General features: G+C 60.4%; 35 protein-coding genes. All 35 read left to right on the forward strand.

Annotated elements, in window-relative coordinates:
• Positions 1–78 precede the first annotated feature (78 nt).
• Complete coding sequence (locus ACEN9T_RS09880; RefSeq protein ID WP_413707653.1) at positions 79–1,338, forward strand: MFS transporter; 1,260 nt, start codon at positions 79–81, stop codon at positions 1,336–1,338.
• A 298-nt stretch (positions 1,339–1,636) separates the two neighbouring features.
• Positions 1,637–2,014, forward strand: coding sequence for a 30S ribosomal protein S12 (gene rpsL / locus ACEN9T_RS09885; RefSeq protein ID WP_003265519.1), 378 nt, complete (start codon positions 1,637–1,639; stop codon positions 2,012–2,014).
• A 186-nt stretch (positions 2,015–2,200) separates the two neighbouring features.
• The gene (gene rpsG / locus ACEN9T_RS09890) at positions 2,201–2,671 is read left to right on the forward strand and encodes a 30S ribosomal protein S7 (RefSeq protein ID WP_004634470.1); all 471 of its coding nucleotides are present in this window, start codon (positions 2,201–2,203) and stop codon (positions 2,669–2,671) included.
• 114 nt (positions 2,672–2,785) lie between these two features.
• On the forward strand, positions 2,786–4,912 hold the full coding sequence (fusA, locus tag ACEN9T_RS09895; protein ID WP_045203008.1) for an elongation factor G: 2,127 nt from the start codon (positions 2,786–2,788) through the stop codon (positions 4,910–4,912).
• 83 nt (positions 4,913–4,995) lie between these two features.
• Positions 4,996–6,204: an elongation factor Tu gene (gene tuf, locus ACEN9T_RS09900; protein ID WP_102067425.1), complete on the forward strand. Its 1,209-nt coding sequence runs from the start codon at positions 4,996–4,998 to the stop codon at positions 6,202–6,204.
• A 107-nt stretch (positions 6,205–6,311) separates the two neighbouring features.
• Positions 6,312–6,623 (forward strand): 30S ribosomal protein S10, encoded by a 312-nt coding sequence (gene rpsJ, locus ACEN9T_RS09905; protein ID WP_004634473.1) that lies wholly within the window; start codon positions 6,312–6,314, stop codon positions 6,621–6,623.
• Positions 6,624–6,907: 284 nt separating this feature from the next.
• Positions 6,908–7,561 carry a 50S ribosomal protein L3 gene (rplC, locus tag ACEN9T_RS09910; RefSeq protein ID WP_024977883.1) on the forward strand — a complete coding sequence of 218 codons (654 nt, stop codon included), beginning with the start codon at positions 6,908–6,910 and terminating at the stop codon, positions 7,559–7,561.
• Between the two features lie 11 nt (positions 7,562–7,572).
• Complete coding sequence (gene rplD, locus ACEN9T_RS09915; protein WP_004634475.1) at positions 7,573–8,193, forward strand: 50S ribosomal protein L4; 621 nt, start codon at positions 7,573–7,575, stop codon at positions 8,191–8,193.
• Positions 8,190–8,504 carry a 50S ribosomal protein L23 gene (rplW, locus tag ACEN9T_RS09920; RefSeq protein ID WP_004634476.1) on the forward strand — a complete coding sequence of 105 codons (315 nt, stop codon included), beginning with the start codon at positions 8,190–8,192 and terminating at the stop codon, positions 8,502–8,504. Before rplD ends, rplW begins: the two co-directional genes overlap by 4 nt.
• 2 nt (positions 8,505–8,506) lie before the next feature.
• The gene (rplB, locus tag ACEN9T_RS09925) at positions 8,507–9,337 is read left to right on the forward strand and encodes a 50S ribosomal protein L2 (RefSeq protein WP_004634477.1); all 831 of its coding nucleotides are present in this window, start codon (positions 8,507–8,509) and stop codon (positions 9,335–9,337) included.
• Between the two features lie 21 nt (positions 9,338–9,358).
• On the forward strand, positions 9,359–9,634 hold the full coding sequence (gene rpsS / locus ACEN9T_RS09930; RefSeq protein ID WP_004634478.1) for a 30S ribosomal protein S19: 276 nt from the start codon (positions 9,359–9,361) through the stop codon (positions 9,632–9,634).
• Between the two features lie 9 nt (positions 9,635–9,643).
• Complete coding sequence (rplV, locus tag ACEN9T_RS09935; RefSeq protein ID WP_004634479.1) at positions 9,644–9,973, forward strand: 50S ribosomal protein L22; 330 nt, start codon at positions 9,644–9,646, stop codon at positions 9,971–9,973.
• A gap of 9 nt (positions 9,974–9,982) precedes the next feature.
• The gene (rpsC, locus tag ACEN9T_RS09940) at positions 9,983–10,771 is read left to right on the forward strand and encodes a 30S ribosomal protein S3 (protein ID WP_009241892.1); all 789 of its coding nucleotides are present in this window, start codon (positions 9,983–9,985) and stop codon (positions 10,769–10,771) included.
• A 2-nt stretch (positions 10,772–10,773) separates the two neighbouring features.
• The gene (gene rplP / locus ACEN9T_RS09945; RefSeq protein ID WP_003264123.1) at positions 10,774–11,190 is read left to right on the forward strand and encodes a 50S ribosomal protein L16; all 417 of its coding nucleotides are present in this window, start codon (positions 10,774–10,776) and stop codon (positions 11,188–11,190) included.
• A gap of 12 nt (positions 11,191–11,202) precedes the next feature.
• Positions 11,203–11,397: a 50S ribosomal protein L29 gene (gene rpmC, locus ACEN9T_RS09950; protein ID WP_004634481.1), complete on the forward strand. Its 195-nt coding sequence runs from the start codon at positions 11,203–11,205 to the stop codon at positions 11,395–11,397.
• Positions 11,394–11,663, forward strand: coding sequence for a 30S ribosomal protein S17 (gene rpsQ, locus ACEN9T_RS09955; protein ID WP_004634482.1), 270 nt, complete (start codon positions 11,394–11,396; stop codon positions 11,661–11,663). The genes rpmC and rpsQ overlap by 4 nt, the downstream gene beginning before the upstream one ends.
• 266 nt (positions 11,664–11,929) lie before the next feature.
• Entirely contained in the window at positions 11,930–12,298 is a 369-nt protein-coding gene (gene rplN, locus ACEN9T_RS09960; protein ID WP_003264129.1) for a 50S ribosomal protein L14, read from the forward strand.
• Positions 12,299–12,309: 11 nt separating this feature from the next.
• A complete protein-coding gene (gene rplX, locus ACEN9T_RS09965; protein WP_092975826.1) occupies positions 12,310–12,618 on the forward strand; it encodes a 50S ribosomal protein L24 in 309 nt (102 codons plus the stop codon).
• 26 nt (positions 12,619–12,644) lie between these two features.
• The gene (gene rplE, locus ACEN9T_RS09970) at positions 12,645–13,187 is read left to right on the forward strand and encodes a 50S ribosomal protein L5 (protein WP_009241894.1); all 543 of its coding nucleotides are present in this window, start codon (positions 12,645–12,647) and stop codon (positions 13,185–13,187) included.
• Between the two features lie 9 nt (positions 13,188–13,196).
• Positions 13,197–13,502: a 30S ribosomal protein S14 gene (rpsN, locus tag ACEN9T_RS09975; RefSeq protein ID WP_004634486.1), complete on the forward strand. Its 306-nt coding sequence runs from the start codon at positions 13,197–13,199 to the stop codon at positions 13,500–13,502.
• A 27-nt stretch (positions 13,503–13,529) separates the two neighbouring features.
• A complete protein-coding gene (rpsH, locus tag ACEN9T_RS09980; RefSeq protein WP_004634489.1) occupies positions 13,530–13,925 on the forward strand; it encodes a 30S ribosomal protein S8 in 396 nt (131 codons plus the stop codon).
• 12 nt (positions 13,926–13,937) lie between these two features.
• Complete coding sequence (gene rplF / locus ACEN9T_RS09985; RefSeq protein WP_004634491.1) at positions 13,938–14,471, forward strand: 50S ribosomal protein L6; 534 nt, start codon at positions 13,938–13,940, stop codon at positions 14,469–14,471.
• Positions 14,472–14,482: 11 nt separating this feature from the next.
• Complete coding sequence (gene rplR / locus ACEN9T_RS09990) at positions 14,483–14,839, forward strand: 50S ribosomal protein L18 (protein WP_004634492.1); 357 nt, start codon at positions 14,483–14,485, stop codon at positions 14,837–14,839.
• A gap of 21 nt (positions 14,840–14,860) precedes the next feature.
• Positions 14,861–15,379, forward strand: coding sequence for a 30S ribosomal protein S5 (gene rpsE / locus ACEN9T_RS09995; RefSeq protein WP_004634493.1), 519 nt, complete (start codon positions 14,861–14,863; stop codon positions 15,377–15,379).
• Positions 15,380–15,401: 22 nt separating this feature from the next.
• Positions 15,402–15,584 carry a 50S ribosomal protein L30 gene (gene rpmD, locus ACEN9T_RS10000; RefSeq protein ID WP_003264137.1) on the forward strand — a complete coding sequence of 61 codons (183 nt, stop codon included), beginning with the start codon at positions 15,402–15,404 and terminating at the stop codon, positions 15,582–15,584.
• 18 nt (positions 15,585–15,602) lie between these two features.
• Entirely contained in the window at positions 15,603–16,034 is a 432-nt protein-coding gene (rplO, locus tag ACEN9T_RS10005; RefSeq protein WP_024977880.1) for a 50S ribosomal protein L15, read from the forward strand.
• A gap of 57 nt (positions 16,035–16,091) precedes the next feature.
• Positions 16,092–17,414, forward strand: coding sequence for a preprotein translocase subunit SecY (secY, locus tag ACEN9T_RS10010; protein WP_009277656.1), 1,323 nt, complete (start codon positions 16,092–16,094; stop codon positions 17,412–17,414).
• Positions 17,415–17,440: 26 nt separating this feature from the next.
• Positions 17,441–17,659: a translation initiation factor IF-1 gene (infA, locus tag ACEN9T_RS10015; RefSeq protein ID WP_003264140.1), complete on the forward strand. Its 219-nt coding sequence runs from the start codon at positions 17,441–17,443 to the stop codon at positions 17,657–17,659.
• 30 nt (positions 17,660–17,689) lie between these two features.
• A complete protein-coding gene (rpmJ, locus tag ACEN9T_RS10020) occupies positions 17,690–17,806 on the forward strand; it encodes a 50S ribosomal protein L36 (protein WP_003264141.1) in 117 nt (38 codons plus the stop codon).
• Between the two features lie 21 nt (positions 17,807–17,827).
• Positions 17,828–18,193: a 30S ribosomal protein S13 gene (gene rpsM, locus ACEN9T_RS10025; protein WP_004634501.1), complete on the forward strand. Its 366-nt coding sequence runs from the start codon at positions 17,828–17,830 to the stop codon at positions 18,191–18,193.
• A 24-nt stretch (positions 18,194–18,217) separates the two neighbouring features.
• On the forward strand, positions 18,218–18,619 hold the full coding sequence (gene rpsK / locus ACEN9T_RS10030) for a 30S ribosomal protein S11 (RefSeq protein WP_003264143.1): 402 nt from the start codon (positions 18,218–18,220) through the stop codon (positions 18,617–18,619).
• A 203-nt stretch (positions 18,620–18,822) separates the two neighbouring features.
• Positions 18,823–19,446, forward strand: a complete 624-nt coding sequence (gene rpsD, locus ACEN9T_RS10035; protein ID WP_092975823.1) for a 30S ribosomal protein S4 — start codon at positions 18,823–18,825, stop codon at positions 19,444–19,446.
• A 239-nt stretch (positions 19,447–19,685) separates the two neighbouring features.
• Positions 19,686–20,666 (forward strand): DNA-directed RNA polymerase subunit alpha, encoded by a 981-nt coding sequence (locus tag ACEN9T_RS10040; protein WP_004634508.1) that lies wholly within the window; start codon positions 19,686–19,688, stop codon positions 20,664–20,666.
• Between the two features lie 154 nt (positions 20,667–20,820).
• Complete coding sequence (gene rplQ / locus ACEN9T_RS10045) at positions 20,821–21,219, forward strand: 50S ribosomal protein L17 (protein WP_024977878.1); 399 nt, start codon at positions 20,821–20,823, stop codon at positions 21,217–21,219.
• A 158-nt stretch (positions 21,220–21,377) separates the two neighbouring features.
• Entirely contained in the window at positions 21,378–21,716 is a 339-nt protein-coding gene (gene cutA / locus ACEN9T_RS10050; RefSeq protein WP_092975820.1) for a divalent-cation tolerance protein CutA, read from the forward strand.
• Positions 21,717–21,719 lie beyond the last annotated feature (3 nt).

A 21,719-nucleotide genomic window follows, 5' to 3' on the forward strand; every position in this document is an offset into this window, starting at 1 on the left:
ATATTGCGCTAGAGGCTACCTTAATCTGCGCGAATCGGCTGGCTACGATGGGCGCTCCCATCCCTCGCCCTGTTCATCATGACTACCGAAGCTCCTGCCGTTACCGTGTCCAACCCGCCAGTTGCCGACCGGCTGCCCCGCGGCGCCACACCGTTGTTTGCCGCCGCCGTCGGGCTCATCGTCATCAACCTGTTCGGCATCCAGCCGCTCGTTGCCGAGATCGCTGCGAGCATCGGTTGGACCACGGCCGCCACCGGGCTGCTGGTGACCGCCACGCTCGTCGGCTACGGCATCGGCCTGTTGCTGCTGATGCCGCTGACCGATCTGCAGGACAACCGCGCGCTCGCCTCGCGCACGCTTTGGGGCGCGGTGGCTTCGCTGGCGCTGACCACGGTTGCGCAGAGTGGCCAAGTGCTGATGCTGGCCGCCTTTGCCATTGGCCTGACGTCGACGGTCATTCAGATGCTGATCGCGCTGGCGGGGCGCCTCGCCGCAGACCACCGGCGCGGCCGCGTGCTCGGCGACATCATGATCGGCCTGAACCTGGGCATCCTGCTGTCACGCCCGGCGGCCAGCCTGATCGCGGCGCAATGGGGCTGGCGCGCGTTCTACGGCGCATCTGCGGTGGCGATTGCCGTGCTGGCCGTCCTTCTGCCGCGCGTGATGCCGACCTTCGTGCCGCCGCGTGCGCTGTCGTATGGCGCGTTGCTCAAGTCGTATGGCCATCTTCTGCGCAGCGAACCGGTATTGCGTCGCCGCGCCGCCACGCAAGCTTTGCTGATGGCGGCCTTCACGCTGTTCTGGACCGCTGTTGCATTGCGGCTGGCGGCAGTGCCGTTCCTCCTTACCCAGAACGGCATCGGCATCTTTGCGCTGTGCGGCGCGGCCGGCGTCGTGGCGGCGCCCATCGCCGGACGGCTGGCCGATCGCGGCTTGGTGCGCGTTGGCACGCTGCTCGCGCATGGCAGCGCGGCGACGGGTCTGCTGTTGGCGCTGGCTTCGGCGCTGCTGCCGGGCCTGAGCGTTTCCGTCATGTTGACAATGCTGGTGGCTGCGGCGCTGCTGCTCGACTTCGGTGCCATCGGCGACCAGGCGCTCGGCCGCTACATGGTGAACACCCTGTCACCGGAGATTCGCGGGCGCGTGAATGGTCTGTACACCGGCGCGTTCTTCTTTGGTGCAGCTGCAGGCGGTGGACTGGCCGGCGTGGCTTGGGCGAGCGCGGGCTGGATCGGCGTATCCGTTCTGGCGCTTGGGTTTGTGGCGACGGCCGCACTCGTCTTTGTTTGGCCTGCGCGTGCTTCGCGTGCCATCGGCGCCACACCGCGCCGCTGCTGATTGCCTGCGCGCGTCGCCAGAGAGGCGGCGCGCTTGACGCTTGCAAGGCAGGCCGCTATAGTGCCAGATTCGAGTTTTTGGCTTCTGGTTTCGCGCGTCCATGCCCGGCAAAGCGCTGTGCAAGACATCTGAACCAGACGGGCTCGCGCTCTTTGGTCTTGATCTGTTCCCGCAGGTCCTCCCTTCAGAGCGTTCTGCTCGCCACTTCCATAAAACCCGATTGCGCCGTCCGCCTCACAAATGAGGCGTTCACGTTATGTGAACCGGCGATTTTTCAAAAACCAAGCTGGATTGAACAATGCCAACCATCAATCAACTGGTTCGCAAGCCCCGCGTCTCGGAAAAGCTGAAGAGCAAGAGCCCGGCACTTGAGAACTGCCCACAGCGTCGCGGCGTGTGCACCCGCGTGTACACCACGACGCCGAAGAAGCCGAACTCGGCACTGCGTAAGGTCGCCAAGGTGCGCCTGACCAACGGTTTCGAAGTCATTTCGTACATCGGCGGTGAAGGCCACAACCTGCAAGAACACAGCGTCGTGCTGATCCGCGGCGGCCGTGTGAAGGACTTGCCGGGTGTGCGTTACCACATCGTGCGCGGCTCCCTTGACCTGCAAGGCGTCAAGGACCGTAAGCAAGCGCGTTCGAAGTACGGCGCGAAGCGTCCGAAGGCGGCTTAAGTCGTCAGTGAGATCGCGCCGCATTTGCGGTCACGGTCTTGTCATGAGCAGGCGGTACAACGGTGCGTTTTTTGACCGCACTGGCACCGTCGAGTAAGTGGTCACCCGGCTCAGATTGTTGGAAGACAAGCTAGTTGGTGGCCGGAGAACCGAAGCGGTTCTCAACTGAACAGAGAAGGAAAGAAGATGCCACGTCGTCGTGAAGTCCCCAAGCGGGAAATTCTGCCGGACCCGAAGTTCGGCAATGTGGAAGTCGCCAAGTTCATGAACGTCCTGATGCTGGACGGCAAGAAGTCGGTGGCTGAACGTATCGTCTACGGTGCGTTCGACCAGATCGAGAAGAAAGCAGGCAAGGCGCCGATCGAGGTGTTCACGCTGGCTATCGGCAACATCAAGCCGGTGGTCGAAGTGAAGAGCCGTCGTGTTGGTGGCGCCAACTATCAGGTGCCGGTCGAAGTCCGGCCGTCGCGTCGTCTGGCATTGGCGATGCGTTGGCTGCGGGAAGCTGCGAAGAAGCGCAGCGAGAAGTCGATGGCCCTGCGTCTGGCTGGTGAGCTGCTCGAAGCGTCGGAAGGCCGCGGCGGCGCCATGAAGAAGCGCGACGAAGTGCACCGCATGGCTGAAGCCAACAAGGCGTTCTCGCACTTCCGCTTCTAAGCGACGCGAGACGTTGTTGGTTGCTGGGCGGGCTGTGTGCGCACATCTCGCCCATTTGTATTAGGGGCGCTTGGCCGTGGGCCGGCGCCCCGTTGACGAATCTGAGGATTAACCGTGGCTCGTAAGACCCCCATTGAGCGCTACCGTAACATCGGTATTTCCGCTCACATCGACGCCGGCAAGACCACCACGACCGAGCGGATCCTGTTCTACACCGGTGTGAACCACAAGATCGGTGAAGTGCATGATGGCGCTGCCACCATGGACTGGATGGAGCAGGAGCAGGAGCGCGGCATCACCATCACGTCTGCTGCTACCACCGCCTTCTGGAAGGGCATGGGCGGCAACTACCCCGAGCACCGCTTCAACATCATCGACACCCCGGGCCACGTGGACTTCACCATCGAGGTGGAGCGTTCCATGCGTGTGCTGGACGGCGCGTGCATGGTGTACTGCGCAGTGGGTGGCGTGCAGCCGCAGTCGGAAACCGTCTGGCGTCAGGCCAACAAGTACAAGGTGCCGCGTCTGGCGTTCGTCAACAAGATGGACCGTACCGGCGCGAACTTCTTCAAGGTCTATGATCAGCTGAAGACCCGCCTGAAGGCCAACCCGGTGCCCGTCGTGGTGCCCATCGGCGCTGAAGATGGCTTCCAGGGCGTCGTCGATCTGCTGGAAATGAAGGCGATCATTTGGGACGAAGCCAGCCAGGGCGTGAAGTTCGAATACACCGACATCCCGGCTGAGCTCGTTGACACATGCAACGAGTGGCGCGAGAAGATGGTCGAGTCGGCCGCTGAAGCCAGCGAAGCGCTGATGGAAAAGTACCTGGGCGGCGAAGAGCTGACTCGTGCTGAGATCGTCAAGGCGCTGCGCGACCGTACCATCGCCTGCGAAATCCAGCCGATGCTGTGCGGCACTGCGTTCAAGAACAAGGGTGTGCAGCGCATGCTCGACGCCGTGATCGACTTCCTGCCGTCGCCGGTCGACATTCCGCCGGTTCAAGGCATCGACGAAAACGACGAAGAGAAGAAGCTCGAGCGCAAGGCAGACGACAACGAGAAGTTCTCGGCGCTGGCGTTCAAGATCATGACCGACCCGTTCGTTGGTCAGCTGATCTTCTTCCGCGTCTACTCGGGCAAGATCAACTCGGGCGACACCGTGTACAACCCGGTGAAGCAGAAGAAGGAGCGTCTGGGCCGTATTCTGCAGATGCACGCCAACCAGCGCGAAGAAATCAAGGAAGTGCTGGCAGGTGACATCGCCGCCGCAGTGGGCCTGAAGGACGCCACCACGGGTGACACGCTGTGCGACCCGAGCGCTCCGATCATTCTCGAGCGCATGGTGTTCCCGGAGCCGGTGATCTCGCAGGCTGTCGAGCCGAAGACCAAGGCTGACCAGGAAAAGATGGGTATCGCCCTGAACCGCCTGGCTGCTGAAGATCCGTCGTTCCGCGTGCGTACCGATGAAGAATCGGGCCAGACCATCATTTCGGGTATGGGTGAGCTGCACCTCGAAATTCTGGTCGATCGCATGAAGCGCGAATTCGGCGTGGAAGCCAACATCGGCGCCCCGCAAGTTGCCTACCGCGAAACCATCCGCAAGAAGGTTGAAGACGTTGAAGGCAAGTTCGTCAAGCAGTCCGGCGGTCGCGGTCAGTACGGTCACGCTGTGATCACGCTGGAGCCGGCGGACGACGAGGCGAAGAAGGCTGGCAAGAACTTCGAATTCGTCGACGCCATCAAGGGCGGTGTGATTCCTCGCGAATACATCCCCGCGGTTGAGAAGGGTATCGTCGACACGCTGCCGGCCGGTATTCTGGCGGGCTTCCCGGTGGTGGACGTGAAGGTCACGCTGACGTTCGGTTCGTACCACGACGTGGACTCGAACGAAAACGCGTTCCGCATGGCCGGCTCGATGGCTTTCAAGGAAGCCATGCGTCGCGCTACCCCGGTTCTGCTCGAGCCGATGATGGCTGTGGAAGTGGAAACGCCGGAAGACTACACGGGTACCGTGATGGGCGACTTGTCGTCCCGCCGCGGGATCGTGCAGGGCATGGACGACATGGTGGGCGGTGGCAAGATCATCAAGGCCGAAGTCCCGCTGTCGGAAATGTTCGGTTATTCGACGTCGCTGCGCTCGCAAACGCAAGGCCGCGCCACGTACACCATGGAATTCAAGCAATACGCTGAGGCACCGAAGAACATCGCCGAAGCTGTGATGGCTGCCAAGGGTACGAAGTAATCAACGTGTTTTGGGCGGCGCGCGTGTGCGTGCTGCCCGCATCCAAATCTAGTAATTAGCCGATTCCGAATTGAGGAGCTGACATGGCAAAGGAAAAGTTCGAGCGGACCAAGCCGCACGTGAACGTTGGTACGATTGGTCACGTTGACCACGGCAAGACGACGCTGACCGCAGCGATCGCAACCGTGCTGTCGAGCAAGTTCGGTGGTACCGCGAAGAAGTACGACGAAATCGACGCAGCGCCGGAAGAAAAGGCACGCGGCATCACGATCAACACCGCGCACATCGAGTACGAAACGGCTAACCGTCACTACGCGCACGTTGACTGCCCGGGCCACGCCGACTACGTCAAGAACATGATTACCGGTGCCGCCCAGATGGACGGCGCAATCCTGGTGTGCTCGGCCGCTGACGGCCCGATGCCGCAAACGCGTGAGCACATCCTGCTGGCTCGCCAGGTTGGTGTGCCGTACATCATCGTCTTCCTGAACAAGTGCGACATGGTGGACGACGCTGAGCTGCTGGAGCTGGTCGAGATGGAAGTGCGCGAACTTCTGTCGAAGTACGACTTCCCGGGCGACGACACCCCGATCATCAAGGGTTCGGCCAAGCTGGCGCTGGAAGGCGACAAGGGCGAGCTGGGCGAAGTGGCCATCATGAATCTGGCCGACGCACTGGACACCTACATCCCGACGCCGGAGCGCGCTGTTGACGGTACGTTCCTGATGCCGGTGGAAGACGTGTTCTCGATCTCGGGTCGCGGCACCGTGGTGACCGGCCGTATCGAGCGCGGCATCATCAAGGTCGGCGAAGAAATCGAAATCGTCGGTATCGCCATGGACGGCGACAAGCCGAAGATCGACAAGACGACGTGCACGGGCGTGGAAATGTTCCGCAAGCTGCTGGACCAAGGTCAGGCAGGCGATAACGTCGGTATTCTGCTGCGCGGTACGAAGCGCGAAGACGTCCAGCGCGGCCAAGTGCTGGCCAAGCCGGGCTCGATCAAGCCGCACACGGAATTCACGGGCGAGGTCTACATCCTGTCGAAGGACGAAGGCGGCCGTCACACGCCGTTCTTCAACAACTACCGCCCGCAGTTCTACTTCCGTACGACGGACGTGACTGGCTCGATCGCCCTGCCGGAAGGCAAGGAAATGGTCATGCCGGGCGACAACGTGTCGATCACTGTCAAGCTGATCGCCCCGATCGCCATGGAAGAAGGTCTGCGCTTCGCTATCCGTGAAGGCGGCCGTACCGTGGGTGCTGGCGTCGTTGCCAAGATCCTGAAGTAAAAGGCGGATCGATGCGCTGTTCCTCGTAAGGGGTGCGGCGCATCGCTTGTTGCATCGCTCTTTCAATCTACCGGCGGCCCGGCCGCCATGCTCTTTAAGGAAACATCATGCAGAATCAGAAGATCCGTATCCGCCTGAAAGCTTTCGACTATCGCCTGATCGACCAGTCGGCCGCTGAAATCGTTGAAACCGCCAAGCGCACCGGCGCGATCGTCAAGGGCCCGGTGCCCCTGCCGACCCGTATCCAGCGTTTCGACGTTCTGCGTTCGCCGCACGTTAACAAGACCAGTCGCGACCAGTTCGAGATCCGTACGCACCAGCGCCTGATGGACATCGTCGATCCCACGGACAAGACCGTCGATGCGCTGATGAAGCTGGACCTGCCGGCTGGCGTGGACGTCGAGATCAAGCTGCAGTAAGCAACACAACGCTGCCGGATCACTCCGGTAACGGGCAAGCGGCGAGCCAAGTGCTCGCCGTTTTGCTTTTGGCGCCGAATGTTGCATTGCACACGATGCCCTGGCCCGCATCTGGTAATCGCTCTTGCATATTGTCCGTAACCCGGATATATTGTAGGGCTACCCCTTTAGTCAGGGGAGTGGGCTGGCCGTTTGGCCTCGCGCTGTCTCTTTAGGCGCAGTCCAGTTCAAGATTCGTAGTATCAATCAGCCCCGGCCAATCGCAGCTGGGAATGGAGCAAACCATGAGCCTTGGCCTTGTAGGTCGCAAGGTTGGCATGACCCGTATTTTCACGGACGACGGCGATTCGATTCCCGTCACCGTGCTTGAGGTCGGCGACAACCGCGTGACGCAAATCAAGACGGACGAGACCGACGGTTATACCGCGGTTCAAGTCACCTTCGGCACCCGACGCGCCAGCCGCGTCACCAAGCCGCTGGCGGGTCATCTCGCCAAAGCCGGCGTGGAAGCGGGCGAAGTCATCAAAGAATTCCGAGTGGATGCCGCTCGTGCCGCTGAATTCCAGCCTGGTGCGAACATCAGCGTCGACCTGTTTGAAGTCGGTCAGAAGATCGACGTCCAGGGTGTGACGATTGGTAAGGGCTACGCCGGTACCATCAAGCGTTACCACTTCTCGTCGGGTCGCGCCTCGCACGGTAACTCGCGCTCGCACAACGTGCCGGGCTCGATCGGTATGGCGCAGGATCCGGGCCGCGTGTTCCCGGGTAAGCGCATGACCGGTCATATGGGTGACGTCACCCGTACCGTTCAGAATCTGGAAATCGCCAAGATCGATGCAGAACGCAAGCTGCTGCTGGTCAAGGGTGCGATTCCGGGCGCCAAGGGCGGTCAAGTCATCGTCACGCCGGCCGTGAAGGCCCGCGCCAAGAAGGCATAAGGAGCAAACGCATGGAACTGAAGCTGCTCCAGGACAACGGTCAACTCGGCGCCGGCGTTGCTGCCTCGCCGGAAGTGTTCGGCCGTGACTACAACGAAGCCCTCGTTCACCAAGTCGTCGTCGCTTACCAGGCCAACGCTCGCAGCGGTAACCGTAAGCAGAAGGACCGTGAAGAGGTCAAGCACACGACCAAGAAGCCGTGGCGTCAAAAGGGTACGGGCCGCGCCCGTGCAGGTATGAGCTCCTCTCCGCTGTGGCGCGGGGGTGGTCGTATCTTCCCGAATAGCCCGGAAGAAAACTTCTCGCAGAAGGTCAACAAGAAGATGTACCGCGCCGGCATGCGCTCGATTTATTCGCAGCTTGCCCGTGAAGGTCGCATCAACGTCGTTGACAGCCTGTCCGTCGACGCGCCCAAAACCAAGCTGCTGGCCGACAAGTTCCGCGCCATGGGCCTGGATTCGGTGCTCGTGATTACCGATAACCTGGACGAAAACCTCTTCCTGGCATCGCGCAACCTGGCGCACGTGCTCGTGGTTGAGCCGCGTCACGCCGACCCGCTGTCGCTCGTGCACTACAAGAAGGTGCTCGTGACCAAGGCAGCCGTCGCGCAGATCGAGGAGTTGCTGAAATGACGCAAGTTGCCAAGAACGACCATCGCCTGATGCAGGTGCTGCTGGCGCCTGTGGTGTCTGAAAAGGCAACCCTGGTGGCCGAGAAGAACGAGCAGGTCGTGTTCGAAGTGGCTCGCGACGCCAACAAAGGCGAAGTGAAGGCTGCTGTCGAACTGCTGTTCAAGGTCGAGGTCGAGTCCGTCCAGATCCTGAACCAGAAGGGCAAGCAAAAGCGCTTCGGTCGCTTCATGGGTCGCCGTGACCACGTGAAGAAGGCCTATGTTTCGCTGAAGCCGGGCCAGGAAATCAATTTTGAAGCGGAGGCCAAGTAATCATGGCACTCGTCAAAACCAAGCCGACATCGCCGGGCCGCCGCTCGATGGTGAAGGTCGTTAACCCCGACCTTCACAAGGGCGCGCCGCACGCTCCGCTGCTGGAAAAGCAAATCCAGAAGTCGGGTCGTAACAACAACGGCCACATCACCACCCGTCACAAGGGCGGTGGTCACAAGCATCACTATCGCGTCGTCGACTTCAAGCGTAACGATAAGGACGGTATCCCGGCCAAGATCGAACGCCTGGAATACGACCCGAACCGTAGCGCCAACATCGCGCTCGTGCTGTTCGCTGACGGCGAGCGCCGCTACATCATCGCCCCGAAGGGCGCTGTGGTTGGCCAAGCCATCGCTAACGGCTCGGAAGCGCCGATCAAGGCCGGTAACAACCTGCCGATCCGCAACATTCCGGTCGGTACGACGATCCACTGCGTGGAAATCCTGCCGGGCAAGGGTGCTCAAGTTGCCCGTTCGGCCGGCACGTCCGCCGTGCTGCTGGCTCGCGAAGGCATCTACGCTCAAGTGCGCCTGCGCTCGGGTGAAGTGCGCCGCGTGCACATCGAGTGCCGCGCGACCATCGGTGAAGTCGGCAACGAAGAGCACAGCCTGCGCCAGATCGGCAAGGCCGGTGCAACCCGTTGGCGCGGTATTCGCCCGACCGTTCGCGGTGTGGTGATGAACCCGGTCGATCACCCGCATGGTGGTGGTGAAGGTAAGACTGCTGCTGGCCGTGATCCGGTGTCCCCGTGGGGCACGCCGACCAAGGGCTACCGCACCCGTCGTAACAAGCGCACTGACAGCATGATCGTTCAGCGCCGTCACAAGCGTTAATCGGTAGGTAGGAGCTTAGATATGACTCGTTCCGTAAAAAAGGGTCCTTTCATTGACGCCCACCTGCTGAAGAAGGTTGAGGCGGCGGTGCAGACGAAGGACAAGAAGCCCATCAAGACTTGGTCGCGTCGTTCGACCATTCTGCCGGACTTCATCGGCCTGACGATTGCCGTTCACAACGGTCGTCAGCACGTGCCCGTGTATGTCACGGAAAACATGGTTGGCCACAAGCTCGGCGAATTTGCGCTCACGCGTACGTTCAAGGGCCACGCTGCCGACAAGAAAGCGAAGCGATAAGGGGCAATCATGGAAGTTAAAGCGATTCATCGCGGCGCCCGTATCTCTGCACAGAAGACGCGCCTGGTTGCTGACCAGATTCGCGGCCTGTCGATCGAGCGCGCGCTCAACGTGCTGACGTTCAGCCCGAAGAAGGCGGCTGGCATCGTGAAGAAGGTGGTTGAGTCCGCTATCGCGAACGCCGAGCACAATGAAGGCGCCGATATCGACGAGCTGAAGGTCAAGTCGATCTACATCGACAAGGCCACGTCGCTCAAGCGCTTCACTGCGCGTGCGAAGGGCCGTGGCAACCGCATCGAGAAACAAACCTGTCACATCACTGTGACGCTGGGCAACTAAGGGGTCACGATGGGACAGAAGATTCATCCGACTGGCTTCCGTCTGGCTGTCAGCCGTAACTGGGCATCGCGCTGGTACGCGAGCAACACCCAGTTTGCCGGCATGCTCAAGGAAGACATCGAGGTTCGCGAGTTTCTGAAGAAGAAGCTGAAGAACGCATCGGTGGGCCGCGTGGTCATCGAGCGTCCGGCCAAGAATGCTCGTATCACCATTTACAGCTCGCGTCCGGGCGTGGTGATCGGCAAGAAAGGCGAGGACATCGAACTGCTGAAGGCTGAGCTGCAGCGCCGCATGGGTGTGCCCGTGCACGTGAACATCGAAGAAATCCGCAAGCCAGAAGTCGATGCACAGCTGATTGCCGATTCGATCACGCAGCAGCTCGAGCGCCGCATCATGTTCCGTCGCGCAATGAAGCGCGCGATGCAGAATGCGATGCGTCTGGGTGCCCAAGGCATCAAGATCATGAGCTCGGGTCGTCTGAACGGCATCGAAATTGCCCGTACCGAGTGGTACCGCGAAGGCCGTGTGCCCCTGCACACGCTGCGCGCCGATATCGACTACGGCTTCTCCGAAGCGGAAACCACCTACGGCATCATCGGTGTCAAGGTGTGGGTGTACAAGGGTGACCATCTCGGTCGCAACGACGCACCCGTCGTGGAAGAGCCGCAAGAAGAGCGTCGCAAGCGTCCGGGTCGCCCGGAAGGTCGTCGCCGTGAGGGCGAAGGTCGCCCGGCCGGTCAGCGCCGCGGTGCTGGTGCAGGTGCCCGTCGTGGCGCCGACGCCAAGACTGGAGAATAAACATGCTGCAACCTAAGCGCAGGAAGTACCGCAAGGAGCAGAAGGGCCGTAACACCGGTATCGCGACGCGCGGCAACGCAGTCTCGTTCGGCGAGTTCGGTCTGAAGGCGATGGGCCGTGGCCGTCTGACCGCGCGTCAGATTGAGTCGGCGCGTCGTGCGATGACCCGTCACATCAAGCGTGGCGGCCGCATTTGGATCCGGATTTTCCCGGACAAGCCGATCTCGAAGAAGCCTGCCGAAGTCCGTATGGGTAACGGTAAGGGCAACCCGGAATACTACGTGGCTGAAATTCAGCCGGGCAAGATGCTGTACGAAATGGACGGCGTTGGCGAAGAACTGGCACGCGAGGCATTCCGCCTGGCTGCTGCCAAGCTGCCGATCGCGACCAGTTTCGTGGTGCGTCAGGTCGGAACGTAAGGAGCACACACCATGAAAGCATCCGAACTGCGCGACAAAGATGTCGCCGGGCTGAACCAGGAGCTCTCCGAGCTGCTGAAGGCCCAATTTGGCCTGCGCATGCAAAAAGCGACGCAACAGCTGCAGAACACCAGCCAGCTGAAGAAGGTGCGTCGTGACATTGCGCGTGTCCGCACCGTGCTGGGCCAGAAGGGGAACCAGAAATGACTGAAGCCGCAACGTCCCTGAAGCGCACGCTCGTCGGTCGCGTTGTCAGCAACAAGATGGACAAGACCGTCACGGTCCTGATCGAAAACCGCGTCAAGCATCCGCTGTACGGCAAGTACGTGGTGCGCTCGAAGAAGTACCATGCGCACGACGAAGCCAACCAGTACAACGAAGGCGACAAGGTTGAGATCACGGAATCGCGTCCGCTGTCCCGCACGAAGTCGTGGGTGGTGTCGCGTCTGCTTGAAGCTGCACGCGTGATCTAAAACAACAGCGGATAGTTTGCTGTTGCAAGACCGGGATTATGTGATATAGTCTCGGTCTTTCCCTTTAAGAGGGTGGCCAGCAAATCTGCTGGTGGCTCGGGTGAGGGGAAAAGCGAATGGGCCAGGCGGCAATCGCCGTCGGGCAGCTACCGACTTCAAGTTGATCAACCCAATCGCAGTTGGCGCAATGCCAGCAGCCGGCGGGACCAAGACTGATCGCCTCTGCGCATTGTGCGTTTGGCGAATTAAGTTGGGACGAGAACACCATGATTCAGACAGAAAGCCGGCTCGAAGTGGCCGATAACACGGGTGCGCGTGAAGTCATGTGCATCAAGGTGCTGGGCGGTTCGAAGCGCCGCTACGCCAGCGTCGGCGACATCATCAAGGTCAGCGTCAAGGATGCTGCCCCGCGTGGTCGCGTGAAGAAGGGCGATATTTACAACGCCGTGGTGGTGCGTACCGCCAAGGGCGTGCGCCGTCCTGACGGTTCGCTCATCAAGTTCGACGGCAATGCCGCCGTGCTGCTGAACACCAAGCTTGAGCCGATCGGCACCCGCATTTTCGGGCCGGTCACTCGCGAACTCCGTACCGAGCGCTTCATGAAGATCGTGTCGCTCGCGCCGGAAGTGCTGTAATCGGAGGCCGCATGAACAAGATTCGCAAGGGCGATCGCGTCATCGTCCGTACCGGTAAAGACAAGGGCAAGCAAGGTACTGTGCTGGCCGTGCTCCCCGAGCATGTGACGGTTGAAGGCGTGAACGTTGCCAAGAAGCACGTGCGCCCGAACCCGATGCTGGGTACCACGGGTGGTGTGGTCGACAAGGTCATGCCCATCCATATTTCGAACGTTGCGCTCGTGGATGCCAATGGCAAGCCGTCGCGCGTCGGCATCAAGGTTGAAGGCGGCGTGAAGACGCGCGTGCTGAAGACCACCGGTGCTGCCGTCGGCGCTTGATTCTGGGCAATAGAGAGGAGTTGAGCATGACTGCACGTCTGCAAGAGTTTTACAAAGAGAAGGTTGTGCCCGAACTGATCAAGCAGTTTGGCTACAAGTCCGTGATGGAAGTGCCGCGCATCACCAAGATCACTCTGAACATGGGTCTTGGTGAAGCTATTAATGACAAGAAAGTCATTGAGCACGCCACGGGCGACCTGATCAAGATCGCTGGCCAAAAGCCGATCGTGACGAAGGCCCGCAAGGCTATCGCCGGCTTCAAGATTCGCCAGGGTTACCCGATCGGCACGATGGTCACGCTGCGTGGCCAACGCATGTACGAATTCCTGGATCGCTTCATCACCGTGTCGCTGCCCCGCGTGCGCGACTTCCGTGGCGTGTCCGGCAAGGCGTTCGACGGTCGTGGCAACTACAACATCGGTGTGAAAGAGCAGATCATTTTCCCCGAGATCGAATACGACAAGATCGACGCACTCCGTGGTCTGAACATCAGCATCACGACGACTGCGAAGAACGATGAGGAAGCGAAGGCGCTCCTCAACGCGTTCAAGTTCCCGTTCCGTAATTAAGGGGTTACCGTGGCTAAATTGTCTCTGATCGAACGCGAGAAGAAGCGTGCCAAGCTCGTGGCCAAGTACGCTGAGAAGCGCGCCGCTCTCGAAGCCATCGTGGCCGACCAAAGCAAGTCGGAAGAAGAGCGCTACGAAGCGCGTCTGAAATTGCAAGCGCTGCCGCGCAACGCAAATCCGACTCGTCAGCGCAACCGCTGCTCGATCACCGGTCGTCCCCGCGGTACGTTCCGTAAGTTCGGCCTGGCGCGTAACAAGCTCCGCGAGATCGCCTTCAAGGGCGAGATCCCGGGTCTGACGAAAGCCAGCTGGTAATCACGCACAGGCTACAGGAGAAACAGTATGAGCATGAGCGATCCGATCGCCGATATGCTGACGCGTATCCGCAACGCGCAAGCGGTGGAAAAAGCGTCGGTGGTCATGCCGTCGTCGAAGCTGAAGGTGGCAATCGCCAAAGTCCTGAAGGACGAGGGCTACATCGACGAATTCGCCGTGACCGAGCAGGGTGGCAAGTCCACGCTGACGATTGGTCTGAAGTACTACGCTGGCCGTCCGGTCATCGAGCGCCTGGAGCGCGTCTCGAAGCCTGGTCTGCGTGTGTATAAGGGCCGTAATGAAATCCCGCAAGTGATGAACGGCCTGGGTGTCGCCATCATCTCGACCCCGCAGGGTCTGATGACGGACCGCCGCGCCCGCGCAACCGGTGTCGGTGGCGAAGTCATTTGCTACGTCGCCTAAGGGAGGGGAACCATGTCTCGCGTAGGTAAGGCTCCCATCGCGCTGCCCAAGGGCGCTGAAGTCAATTTCGCAGGTGGTCTGCTGACCGTTAAGGGCCCGCTGGGCACCCTGACGCAGCCGATTCACTCGCTTGTCAAGGTCAACACCGACAACGGCACGATCACGTTCGCGCCGGCAGATGAGTCGCGTGAAGCCAATGCGTTGCAAGGTACGATGCGCGCCCTGACGGCCAACATGGTCAAGGGTGTGACGACGGGCTTCGAGCGCAAGCTGAACCTGGTCGGCGTGGGTTACCGTGCATCGGTTCAGGGCACCGCTCTGAAACTGCAACTCGGTTTCTCGCACGACGTGATCCATGAGATGCCGGAAGGCGTGAAGGCGGAAACGCCGACGCAAACCGAGATCATCATCAAGGGTTCGGACAAGCAAAAAGTTGGTCAGGTCGCCGCTGAAGTGCGTGGTTATCGTCCGCCGGAGCCCTACAAGGGCAAGGGTGTGCGCTACGCCGATGAGCGTGTGATCCTGAAGGAAACCAAGAAGAAGTAAGGGTGCACATCATGAACAAAAATGACTCGCGTCTGCGCCGTGCACGTCAGACCCGCCTGAAAATTGCGGAACTGAGCGTCGCCCGTCTGGCTGTGCACCGTACGAACCTGCACATTTATGCGCAGGTCTTCTCGGAAGATGGCACCAAGGTCCTGGCTTCGGCCTCGACGGCGGAAGCCGAAGTCCGCAAGGAACTGAACGGCAACGGTGGCAACACCGCTGCTGCCACCCTGGTGGGTAAGCGTATCGCTGAGAAGGCGAAGGCTGCCGGCATCGAAGCCGTGGCGTTCGATCGCTCGGGTTTCCGTTATCACGGTCGCGTGAAGGCTCTGGCCGACGCGGCACGCGAAGCTGGCCTGAAGTTCTAAGCCGGCATAGAGGATATCGTCATGGCAAAAATTCAACCTAAGGTCCAAGGGGACGAACGCGACGACGGTCTTCGCGAGAAGATGATCGCGGTCAACCGTGTGACCAAGGTGGTCAAGGGCGGCCGGATTCTCGGTTTCGCTGCTCTGACTGTGGTCGGCGACGGCGACGGCCGTATCGGCATGGGCAAGGGTAAGGCTAAGGAAGTCCCCGTGGCCGTGCAGAAGGCGATGGACGAAGCCCGTCGCAAGATGGTCAAGGTCCCGCTGAAGAACGGTACGCTGCAGCACGAAGTGGTTGGCAAGCATGGCGCCGCAAAGGTGCAGATGATGCCCGCGAAGGACGGTACTGGCGTGATCGCCGGTGGTCCGATGCGCGCCATCTTCGAAGTGATGGGCGTGACGAACATCGTGACCAAGTCGCACGGTTCGACCAATCCTTACAACATGGTGCGCGCAACGCTGGATGGCCTGCGCAAGATGAGCACCCCGGCCGAAGTTGCCGCCAAGCGTGGCAAGTCGGTCGAAGAGATCCTCGGCTAAGCCGAAGGGATAGGTGAACGATATGTCGCAGAAAACCGTGAAAGTCCAACTTGTGCGTAGCCTGATCGGTACGCGCGAAGACCACCGCGCCACGGTGCGCGGCCTGGGCCTGCGCCGCATGAACTCGGTGTCCGAATTGCAGGACACGCCCGCAGTGCGCGGCATGATCAACAAGGTGTCCTACCTGGTCAAGGTCATCGGCTAAGGCAAGACGGAGAAGAACATGCAACTGAATAACCTGAAGCCTGCAGCCGGCTCCAAGCACGCCAAGCGCCGCGTTGGTCGCGGTATTGGTTCGGGCCTGGGCAAGACGGCTGGTCGTGGTCACAAGGGTCAGAAGTCGCGTTCGGGTGGTTTCCACAAGGTCGGCTTTGAAGGCGGCCAGATGCCCCTGCATCGTCGTCTGCCCAAGCGCGGTTTCACCTCGCTGACCAAGGAATTCACCGCTGAAGTGCGTCTGGGCGACCTGGCGGGCCTGCCGATCGAAGAAATCGATCTGCTGTCCCTCAAGCAAGCCGGCCTCGTTGGCGAGATGGTCAAGAGCGCCAAGGTGATCCTGTCGGGCGAAATCGACAAGAAGGTAACTCTGAAGGGTATCGGCGCGACGGCTGGGGCGAAAGCTGCAATCGAAGCGGCTGGTGGCTCGCTGGCCTAATAGCCTGCTGTTTCACGTTGACGGAGCATCCGTTTGGCCACGGCGAAACCTAATGTGATGGCCCAGGCCAAGAACACGGCCAAGTACGGCGATCTTCGCCGTCGGCTGGTGTTCCTGGTTCTGGCATTGCTGGTGTACCGGATCGGCGCGCACATTCCTGTGCCGGGTATCGATCCGGATCAACTGGCGCAGCTTTTCCAACGGCAGTCGGGCGGCATCCTCGGGATGTTCAACCTGTTCTCCGGCGGCGCGCTGTCGCGTTTCACGGTGTTTGCGTTGGGGATCATGCCGTACATCTCGGCGTCGATCATCATGCAACTGCTGACGATCGTGCTGCCGCAGCTGGAATCGTTGAAGAAGGAGGGGCAAGCCGGCCAGCGCAAGATTACGCAGTACACGCGCTACGGTACGGTCGTTCTGGCAACGTTCCAGGCGCTTGGGATTGCAGTGGCGCTCGAAGCGCAGCCGGGTCTGGTGTTGGACCCGGGTCTGATGTTCCGGGCCACCGCAGTGATTACGCTGGTGACGGGTACGATGTTCCTGATGTGGCTGGGTGAGCAGATCACCGAGCGTGGTCTGGGCAACGGGATTTCGATCATCATTTTTGGCGGAATCGCTGCAGGGCTGCCCAACGCGATCGGCGGGTTGTTCGAGCTGGTGCGTACGGGTTCGATGGGAATCTTCTCAGCGATCCTGGTGGTGGCGATTATCGGTGCGGTGACGTTTGTGGTTGTGTTCATTGAACGCGGCCAGCGCAAGATCCTCGTCAACTACGCCAAGCGGCAGGTTGGTAACAAGATTTATGGTGGCCAGTCGTCGCATCTGCCGCTGAAGTTGAATATGGCTGGGGTGATTCCGCCGATCTTTGCATCGTCGATCATTCTGTTCCCGGCCACGATCGCGGGCTGGTTTACAGCCGGTAACTCGACGAATCCGGTCGCACGGGTCGTCAAGGATCTGGCAGCGACGCTGTCGCCGGGTCAGCCGGTGTACATCCTGCTGTATGCGGCGGCGATCATCTTCTTCTGTTTCTTCTACACCGCGCTGGTCTATAACAGCCGCGAGGTGGCGGATAACCTGAAGAAGAGTGGGGCGTTCATTCCGGGCATCCGTCCGGGCGAGCAAACCACGCGGTATATCGACAAGATTCTGGTGCGTTTGACCCTGGCGGGTGCGATCTACATCACGCTGGTGTGTCTGTTGCCGGAGTTCTTGGTACTGCGCTGGAATGTGCCGTTCTACTTCGGTGGGACATCCCTGTTGATCATCGTGGTTGTCACGATGGACTTCATGGCGCAAGTGCAGTCCTACGTGATGTCTCAGCAGTACGAGTCTTTGATGAAGAAGGCGAATTTCAAGGGAAACCTGACGCTCCGCTAGGAGTGATCGCACGAACCTGAAAGGACATGGCTAAAGATGACGTGATCCAGATGCAGGGCGAGGTGCTGGAAAACCTCCCCAACGCAACGTTTCGCGTCAAGCTGGAGAACGGCCACGTAGTGTTAGGCCATATTTCCGGCAAGATGCGTATGCATTACATCCGTATCTTGCCCGGGGACAAGGTGACGGTCGAATTGACCCCGTATGATCTGTCCCGCGCGCGCATCGTATTCCGGGCGAAGTGAGCGGACTGGAATTGAAGGAAGAGGAAAATCATGAAAGTGCTGGCTTCTGTTAAGCGCATTTGCCGCAACTGCAAAATCATCAAGCGCAAGGGCGTGGTGCGTGTGATCTGCTCGTCGGACCCGCGTCATAAGCAGCGCCAAGGCTAATTTCGCAAAGAGGATTGACGAATGGCACGTATCGCAGGGGTCAACATCCCCAACCACAAACATACCGTGATTGGCCTGACGGCGATCTACGGTATTGGCCGCTCGCGCGCTCAAAAGATTTGCGAGGCTACTGGCATCCCGACCGACAAGAAGGTCAAAGACCTGACAGATCCGGACCAGGACGCGCTGCGTAAGGAAATCGAGAAGTTCCTCGTCGAAGGCGATCTGCGCCGTGAAACGACGATGAACATCAAGCGCCTGATGGATCTGGGCTGCTACCGTGGCGTGCGCCATCGCAAGGGCCTGCCGATGCGTGGTCAGCGTACCCGCACCAATGCCCGTACCCGTAAGGGTCCGCGCAAGGCCGGCGTCGCGCTCAAGAAGTAATCCGTCGGGTAAAGGATAGGAACTATGGCAAAAGCAGCGAATACCGCCGCCCAGCGCGCGCGCAAGAAGGTTCGCAAGAACGTCGCGGACGGCATCGCGCACGTTCACGCGTCGTTCAACAACACGATCATCACGATCACCGACCGTCAGGGCAATGCGCTGTCGTGGGCGACGTCGGGTGGCCAAGGCTTCAAGGGCTCGCGTAAGTCGACCCCGTTCGCCGCTCAGGTAGCTGCTGAGAGTGCCGGCCGCGTGGCGCAGGACCAAGGCATCAAGAACCTGGAAGTGCGCATCAAGGGCCCGGGCCCGGGTCGCGAATCGGCTGTGCGTGCTCTGAACAACCTGGGTATCAAGATCCAGTTGATCGAAGACGTGACGCCGGTGCCGCACAATGGCTGCCGTCCGCCGAAGCGTCGCCGCATCTAAGTGATTCGACCGACCGCGCCAGTTGCTGGCGAGGTCGGTCTGCGGGTGCTATACTTGCCCGCTTGCCTGTCTTCCGGATTTCCCGGAAGGCGGGTTTCGTCTTTTCATAAGCCCACTGTTCGCTGCAGTCCTGTTGATGGGACTGAGCAGGCGGACCATCCGAGGCCGCGCGCCACGGATGACTGATAACGAAGGAACATAACGTGGCACGCTATACCGGTCCCAAGGCGAAACTGTCTCGCCGCGAAGGTACTGACCTTTTCCTGAAGAGCGCACGCCGCTCACTCGCCGACAAGTGCAAGCTGGACAGCAAGCCTGGTCAGCATGGCCGCACTTCCGGCGCTCGCACCTCCGACTACGGCAACCAGCTGCGTGAAAAGCAGAAGGTCAAGCGCATCTACGGCGTGCTGGAGCGTCAATTCCGCCGTTACTTCGCTGAAGCCGATCGCCGCAAGGGCAACACGGGTGAAACCCTGCTGCAACTGCTGGAATCGCGCCTGGACAACGTTGTCTACCGCATGGGCTTTGGCTCGACCCGCGCAGAAGCGCGTCAGCTGGTGTCGCACAAGGCGATCCTGGTGAACGGTCAAGCTCTGAACGTGCCCTCGGCTCAGGTGAAGTCGGGCGACGTGATTGCCATCCGCGAAAAGTCGAAGAAGCAAGTGCGTATTGCCGAATCGCTGTCGCTGGCTGAGCAGACCGGTTTCCCGATCTGGGTTGCGGTCGATGCCAAGAAGATGGAAGGCACCTTCAAGCAAGCCCCGGATCGCGCGGATATTGCCGGCGACATCAACGAAAGCCTGATCGTCGAACTGTATTCGCGTTAATGACGACGCCCGTACTGCAAGGTGCGGGCTCGTGAGCCTTCTGGGGACGCTCATCGTCAACGACATTGTGTTCGCGCGCCTGCAGTACTCAGGCGCAGAGCCAATCCGAATCGTTACATGCCGCAACATGGTTGCGGCATGTGCGTCTTCCGTCGCAATGTCCGCGATGGAACCTTTCCAGTCCAATCCGTCAGCCTTATCGGTGTAACGAGCCGAGGGTATTGAAATAGGACAACCTAATGCAAACAGCACTCCTGAAGCCCAAAATTATTGCGGTTGAGCCGCTTGGCGATCATCACGCGAAGGTCGTCATGGAACCGTTCGAGCGCGGCTACGGCCACACGCTCGGTAACGCGCTGCGCCGCGTGCTGCTGTCGTCGATGGTCGGCTATGCCCCGACCGAAGTCACGATCGCTGGGGTGGTCCACGAATATTCCACCATCGACGGCGTGCAGGAAGATGTCGTCAACCTGCTGCTGAACCTGAAGGGCGTGGTGTTCAAGCTGCACAACCGTGATGAAGTCACGGTGTCGCTGCGCAAGGAAGGCGAGGGTGTGGTGACCGCCGCTGATATCGAGCTGCCGCACGATGTCGAGATCATCAATCCGGGTCACGTGATCGCCAACCTGTCGGCTGGTGGCAAGCTGGATCTGCAATTGAAGGTCGAGCAAGGCCGCGGCTATGTGCCGGGCAACGTGCGCAAGTTTGGCGATGAGTCGAGCAAGGTCATCGGCCGCATCGTGCTGGACGCCTCTTTCGCACCGGTGCGCCGTGTGTCGTATGCGGTTGAGTCTGCGCGTGTGGAACAGCGTACCGACCTCGACAAGCTGGTGATGAACATCGAGACCAACGGTGTGATCTCGCCGGAAGAAGCGATCCGCCAATCGGCTCGTATCCTGGTTGATCAGCTGTCGGTGTTCGCCGCGCTGGAAGGTACCGAGAGCGCCGCTGAGGCCGCTGCTGCCCGCGCACCGCAGATCGATCCGATCCTGCTGCGCCCGGTCGACGATCTGGAGCTGACGGTGCGTTCGGCCAACTGCCTGAAGGCCGAAAACATCTATTACATCGGCGATCTGATCCAGCGTACTGAGAACGAATTGCTCAAGACCCCGAACCTGGGTCGCAAGTCGCTCAACGAGATCAAGGAAGTCCTCGCATCGCGTGGCCTGACGCTCGGCATGAAGCTCGAGAACTGGCCGCCGGCAGGTCTCGAGAAGTAAGTTGCAATTGTCGGCCGGTGCCCGCGCATCGGCCGGTTTTCCCGCCATCGCTGTTTGGGTGGCTTATTGTTAAGGCTACCGGCCCGCGCCACGCAGCGTTGTTCACGCAGCGGCGATAGAAGAGCTGGTCAAACACTCTTAAGAAGGAATCATCATGCGTCACCGTCATGGTTTGCGGAAACTGAACCGCACCTCGTCGCACCGTCTCGCGATGCTGCGCAACATGTCCAACTCGCTGCTGCAGCACGAGCTGATCAAGACCACCCTGCCGAAGGCCAAGGAACTGCGCAAGGTTGTTGAACCGCTGATCACGCTGGCCAAGAAGGACACCGTTGCCAACCGCCGTCTGGCCTTTGCCCGCCTGCGCGACCGCGATATGGTTACCAAGCTGTTCAACGAACTGGGCCCGCGTTTCGCGACCCGTCCGGGCGGCTACACCCGTATCCTGAAGTTCGGCTTCCGCCAGGGCGACAATGCGCCGATGGCACTGGTCGAACTGCTCGACCGTCCGGAAGTTGCCGAGGCTGTCGAAGTCGACGGCGCTGCCGAGTAGGGTCAGCCCAGGTTTGTCGGTGCGACATGGCGTCGCGCCGGCCAAGCCCCAGAATGCGTGCTGCCGCGCGCATTACAATGAAGCCAGGATTCGCCTCCTGGCTTTTTTGTTGCCCGCTTTCGGTGTTCTGGCTGTCGGCGTGCATCCTTGGAGTCTCTATGTCCGCCGGAACTGAAGTGCTGCTGGTACTGACCAACCTACCCGATGCCGAAAGCGCGGATCGCGTAACCAGGGTCGTGCTGGAATCTCGCACGGCGGCGTGCGTCAATCGCTTGCCGGCTTGTGCATCGACGTATTGGTGGAATGGCGCGATCGAGCATGCCGCCGAGATCCCGTTGCTGATCAAGACCACGCGGGCAGCTTACCCTGCGCTCGAAGCCGCGATCCGCAAGGCGCATCCGTACGAGGTCCCAGAGATCGTCGCTCTGCCGGTGGCCATGGGCTTGCCAGCGTATCTTGCCTGGGTAGCCGACGAAACGTGCCAGCCTTCCAATTGATGT

Source organism: Ralstonia sp. Ralssp110 (assembly GCF_047325135.1).
GTDB lineage: Bacteria > Pseudomonadota > Gammaproteobacteria > Burkholderiales > Burkholderiaceae > Ralstonia > Ralstonia mojiangensis.

Excerpts from the sequence above, each read along its gene's own strand:
- rplE (WP_009241894.1), top strand. The coding sequence starts at position 12,645 with ATGACTGCACGTCTGCAAGAGTTTTACAAAGAGAAGGTTGTGCCCGAA.
- rpmC (WP_004634481.1), top strand. The coding sequence starts at position 11,203 with ATGAAAGCATCCGAACTGCGCGACAAAGATGTCGCCGGGCTGAACCAG.
- ACEN9T_RS10040 (WP_004634508.1), top strand. The coding sequence starts at position 19,686 with ATGCAAACAGCACTCCTGAAGCCCAAAATTATTGCGGTTGAGCCGCTT.
- rplW (WP_004634476.1), top strand. The coding sequence starts at position 8,190 with ATGACGCAAGTTGCCAAGAACGACCATCGCCTGATGCAGGTGCTGCTG.
- cutA (WP_092975820.1), top strand. The coding sequence starts at position 21,378 with ATGTCCGCCGGAACTGAAGTGCTGCTGGTACTGACCAACCTACCCGAT.
- ACEN9T_RS09880 (WP_413707653.1), top strand. The coding sequence starts at position 79 with ATGACTACCGAAGCTCCTGCCGTTACCGTGTCCAACCCGCCAGTTGCC.
- rpsL (WP_003265519.1), top strand. The coding sequence starts at position 1,637 with ATGCCAACCATCAATCAACTGGTTCGCAAGCCCCGCGTCTCGGAAAAG.
- rplR (WP_004634492.1), top strand. The coding sequence starts at position 14,483 with ATGAACAAAAATGACTCGCGTCTGCGCCGTGCACGTCAGACCCGCCTG.
- rpsS (WP_004634478.1), top strand. The coding sequence starts at position 9,359 with ATGACTCGTTCCGTAAAAAAGGGTCCTTTCATTGACGCCCACCTGCTG.
- rplV (WP_004634479.1), top strand. The coding sequence starts at position 9,644 with ATGGAAGTTAAAGCGATTCATCGCGGCGCCCGTATCTCTGCACAGAAG.
- rpsK (WP_003264143.1), top strand. The coding sequence starts at position 18,218 with ATGGCAAAAGCAGCGAATACCGCCGCCCAGCGCGCGCGCAAGAAGGTT.
- rpmD (WP_003264137.1), top strand. The coding sequence starts at position 15,402 with ATGTCGCAGAAAACCGTGAAAGTCCAACTTGTGCGTAGCCTGATCGGT.
- rpsM (WP_004634501.1), top strand. The coding sequence starts at position 17,828 with ATGGCACGTATCGCAGGGGTCAACATCCCCAACCACAAACATACCGTG.
- rplQ (WP_024977878.1), top strand. The coding sequence starts at position 20,821 with ATGCGTCACCGTCATGGTTTGCGGAAACTGAACCGCACCTCGTCGCAC.
- rpsH (WP_004634489.1), top strand. The coding sequence starts at position 13,530 with ATGAGCATGAGCGATCCGATCGCCGATATGCTGACGCGTATCCGCAAC.
- tuf (WP_102067425.1), top strand. The coding sequence starts at position 4,996 with ATGGCAAAGGAAAAGTTCGAGCGGACCAAGCCGCACGTGAACGTTGGT.
- rpsG (WP_004634470.1), top strand. The coding sequence starts at position 2,201 with ATGCCACGTCGTCGTGAAGTCCCCAAGCGGGAAATTCTGCCGGACCCG.
- rplD (WP_004634475.1), top strand. The coding sequence starts at position 7,573 with ATGGAACTGAAGCTGCTCCAGGACAACGGTCAACTCGGCGCCGGCGTT.
- rplN (WP_003264129.1), top strand. The coding sequence starts at position 11,930 with ATGATTCAGACAGAAAGCCGGCTCGAAGTGGCCGATAACACGGGTGCG.
- infA (WP_003264140.1), top strand. The coding sequence starts at position 17,441 with ATGGCTAAAGATGACGTGATCCAGATGCAGGGCGAGGTGCTGGAAAAC.
- rplO (WP_024977880.1), top strand. The coding sequence starts at position 15,603 with ATGCAACTGAATAACCTGAAGCCTGCAGCCGGCTCCAAGCACGCCAAG.
- rpsJ (WP_004634473.1), top strand. The coding sequence starts at position 6,312 with ATGCAGAATCAGAAGATCCGTATCCGCCTGAAAGCTTTCGACTATCGC.
- rpsE (WP_004634493.1), top strand. The coding sequence starts at position 14,861 with ATGGCAAAAATTCAACCTAAGGTCCAAGGGGACGAACGCGACGACGGT.
- rpmJ (WP_003264141.1), top strand. The coding sequence starts at position 17,690 with ATGAAAGTGCTGGCTTCTGTTAAGCGCATTTGCCGCAACTGCAAAATC.
- rplX (WP_092975826.1), top strand. The coding sequence starts at position 12,310 with ATGAACAAGATTCGCAAGGGCGATCGCGTCATCGTCCGTACCGGTAAA.
- rplB (WP_004634477.1), top strand. The coding sequence starts at position 8,507 with ATGGCACTCGTCAAAACCAAGCCGACATCGCCGGGCCGCCGCTCGATG.
- rpsQ (WP_004634482.1), top strand. The coding sequence starts at position 11,394 with ATGACTGAAGCCGCAACGTCCCTGAAGCGCACGCTCGTCGGTCGCGTT.
- rplC (WP_024977883.1), top strand. The coding sequence starts at position 6,908 with ATGAGCCTTGGCCTTGTAGGTCGCAAGGTTGGCATGACCCGTATTTTC.
- rplP (WP_003264123.1), top strand. The coding sequence starts at position 10,774 with ATGCTGCAACCTAAGCGCAGGAAGTACCGCAAGGAGCAGAAGGGCCGT.
- rpsC (WP_009241892.1), top strand. The coding sequence starts at position 9,983 with ATGGGACAGAAGATTCATCCGACTGGCTTCCGTCTGGCTGTCAGCCGT.
- secY (WP_009277656.1), top strand. The coding sequence starts at position 16,092 with ATGGCCCAGGCCAAGAACACGGCCAAGTACGGCGATCTTCGCCGTCGG.
- rplF (WP_004634491.1), top strand. The coding sequence starts at position 13,938 with ATGTCTCGCGTAGGTAAGGCTCCCATCGCGCTGCCCAAGGGCGCTGAA.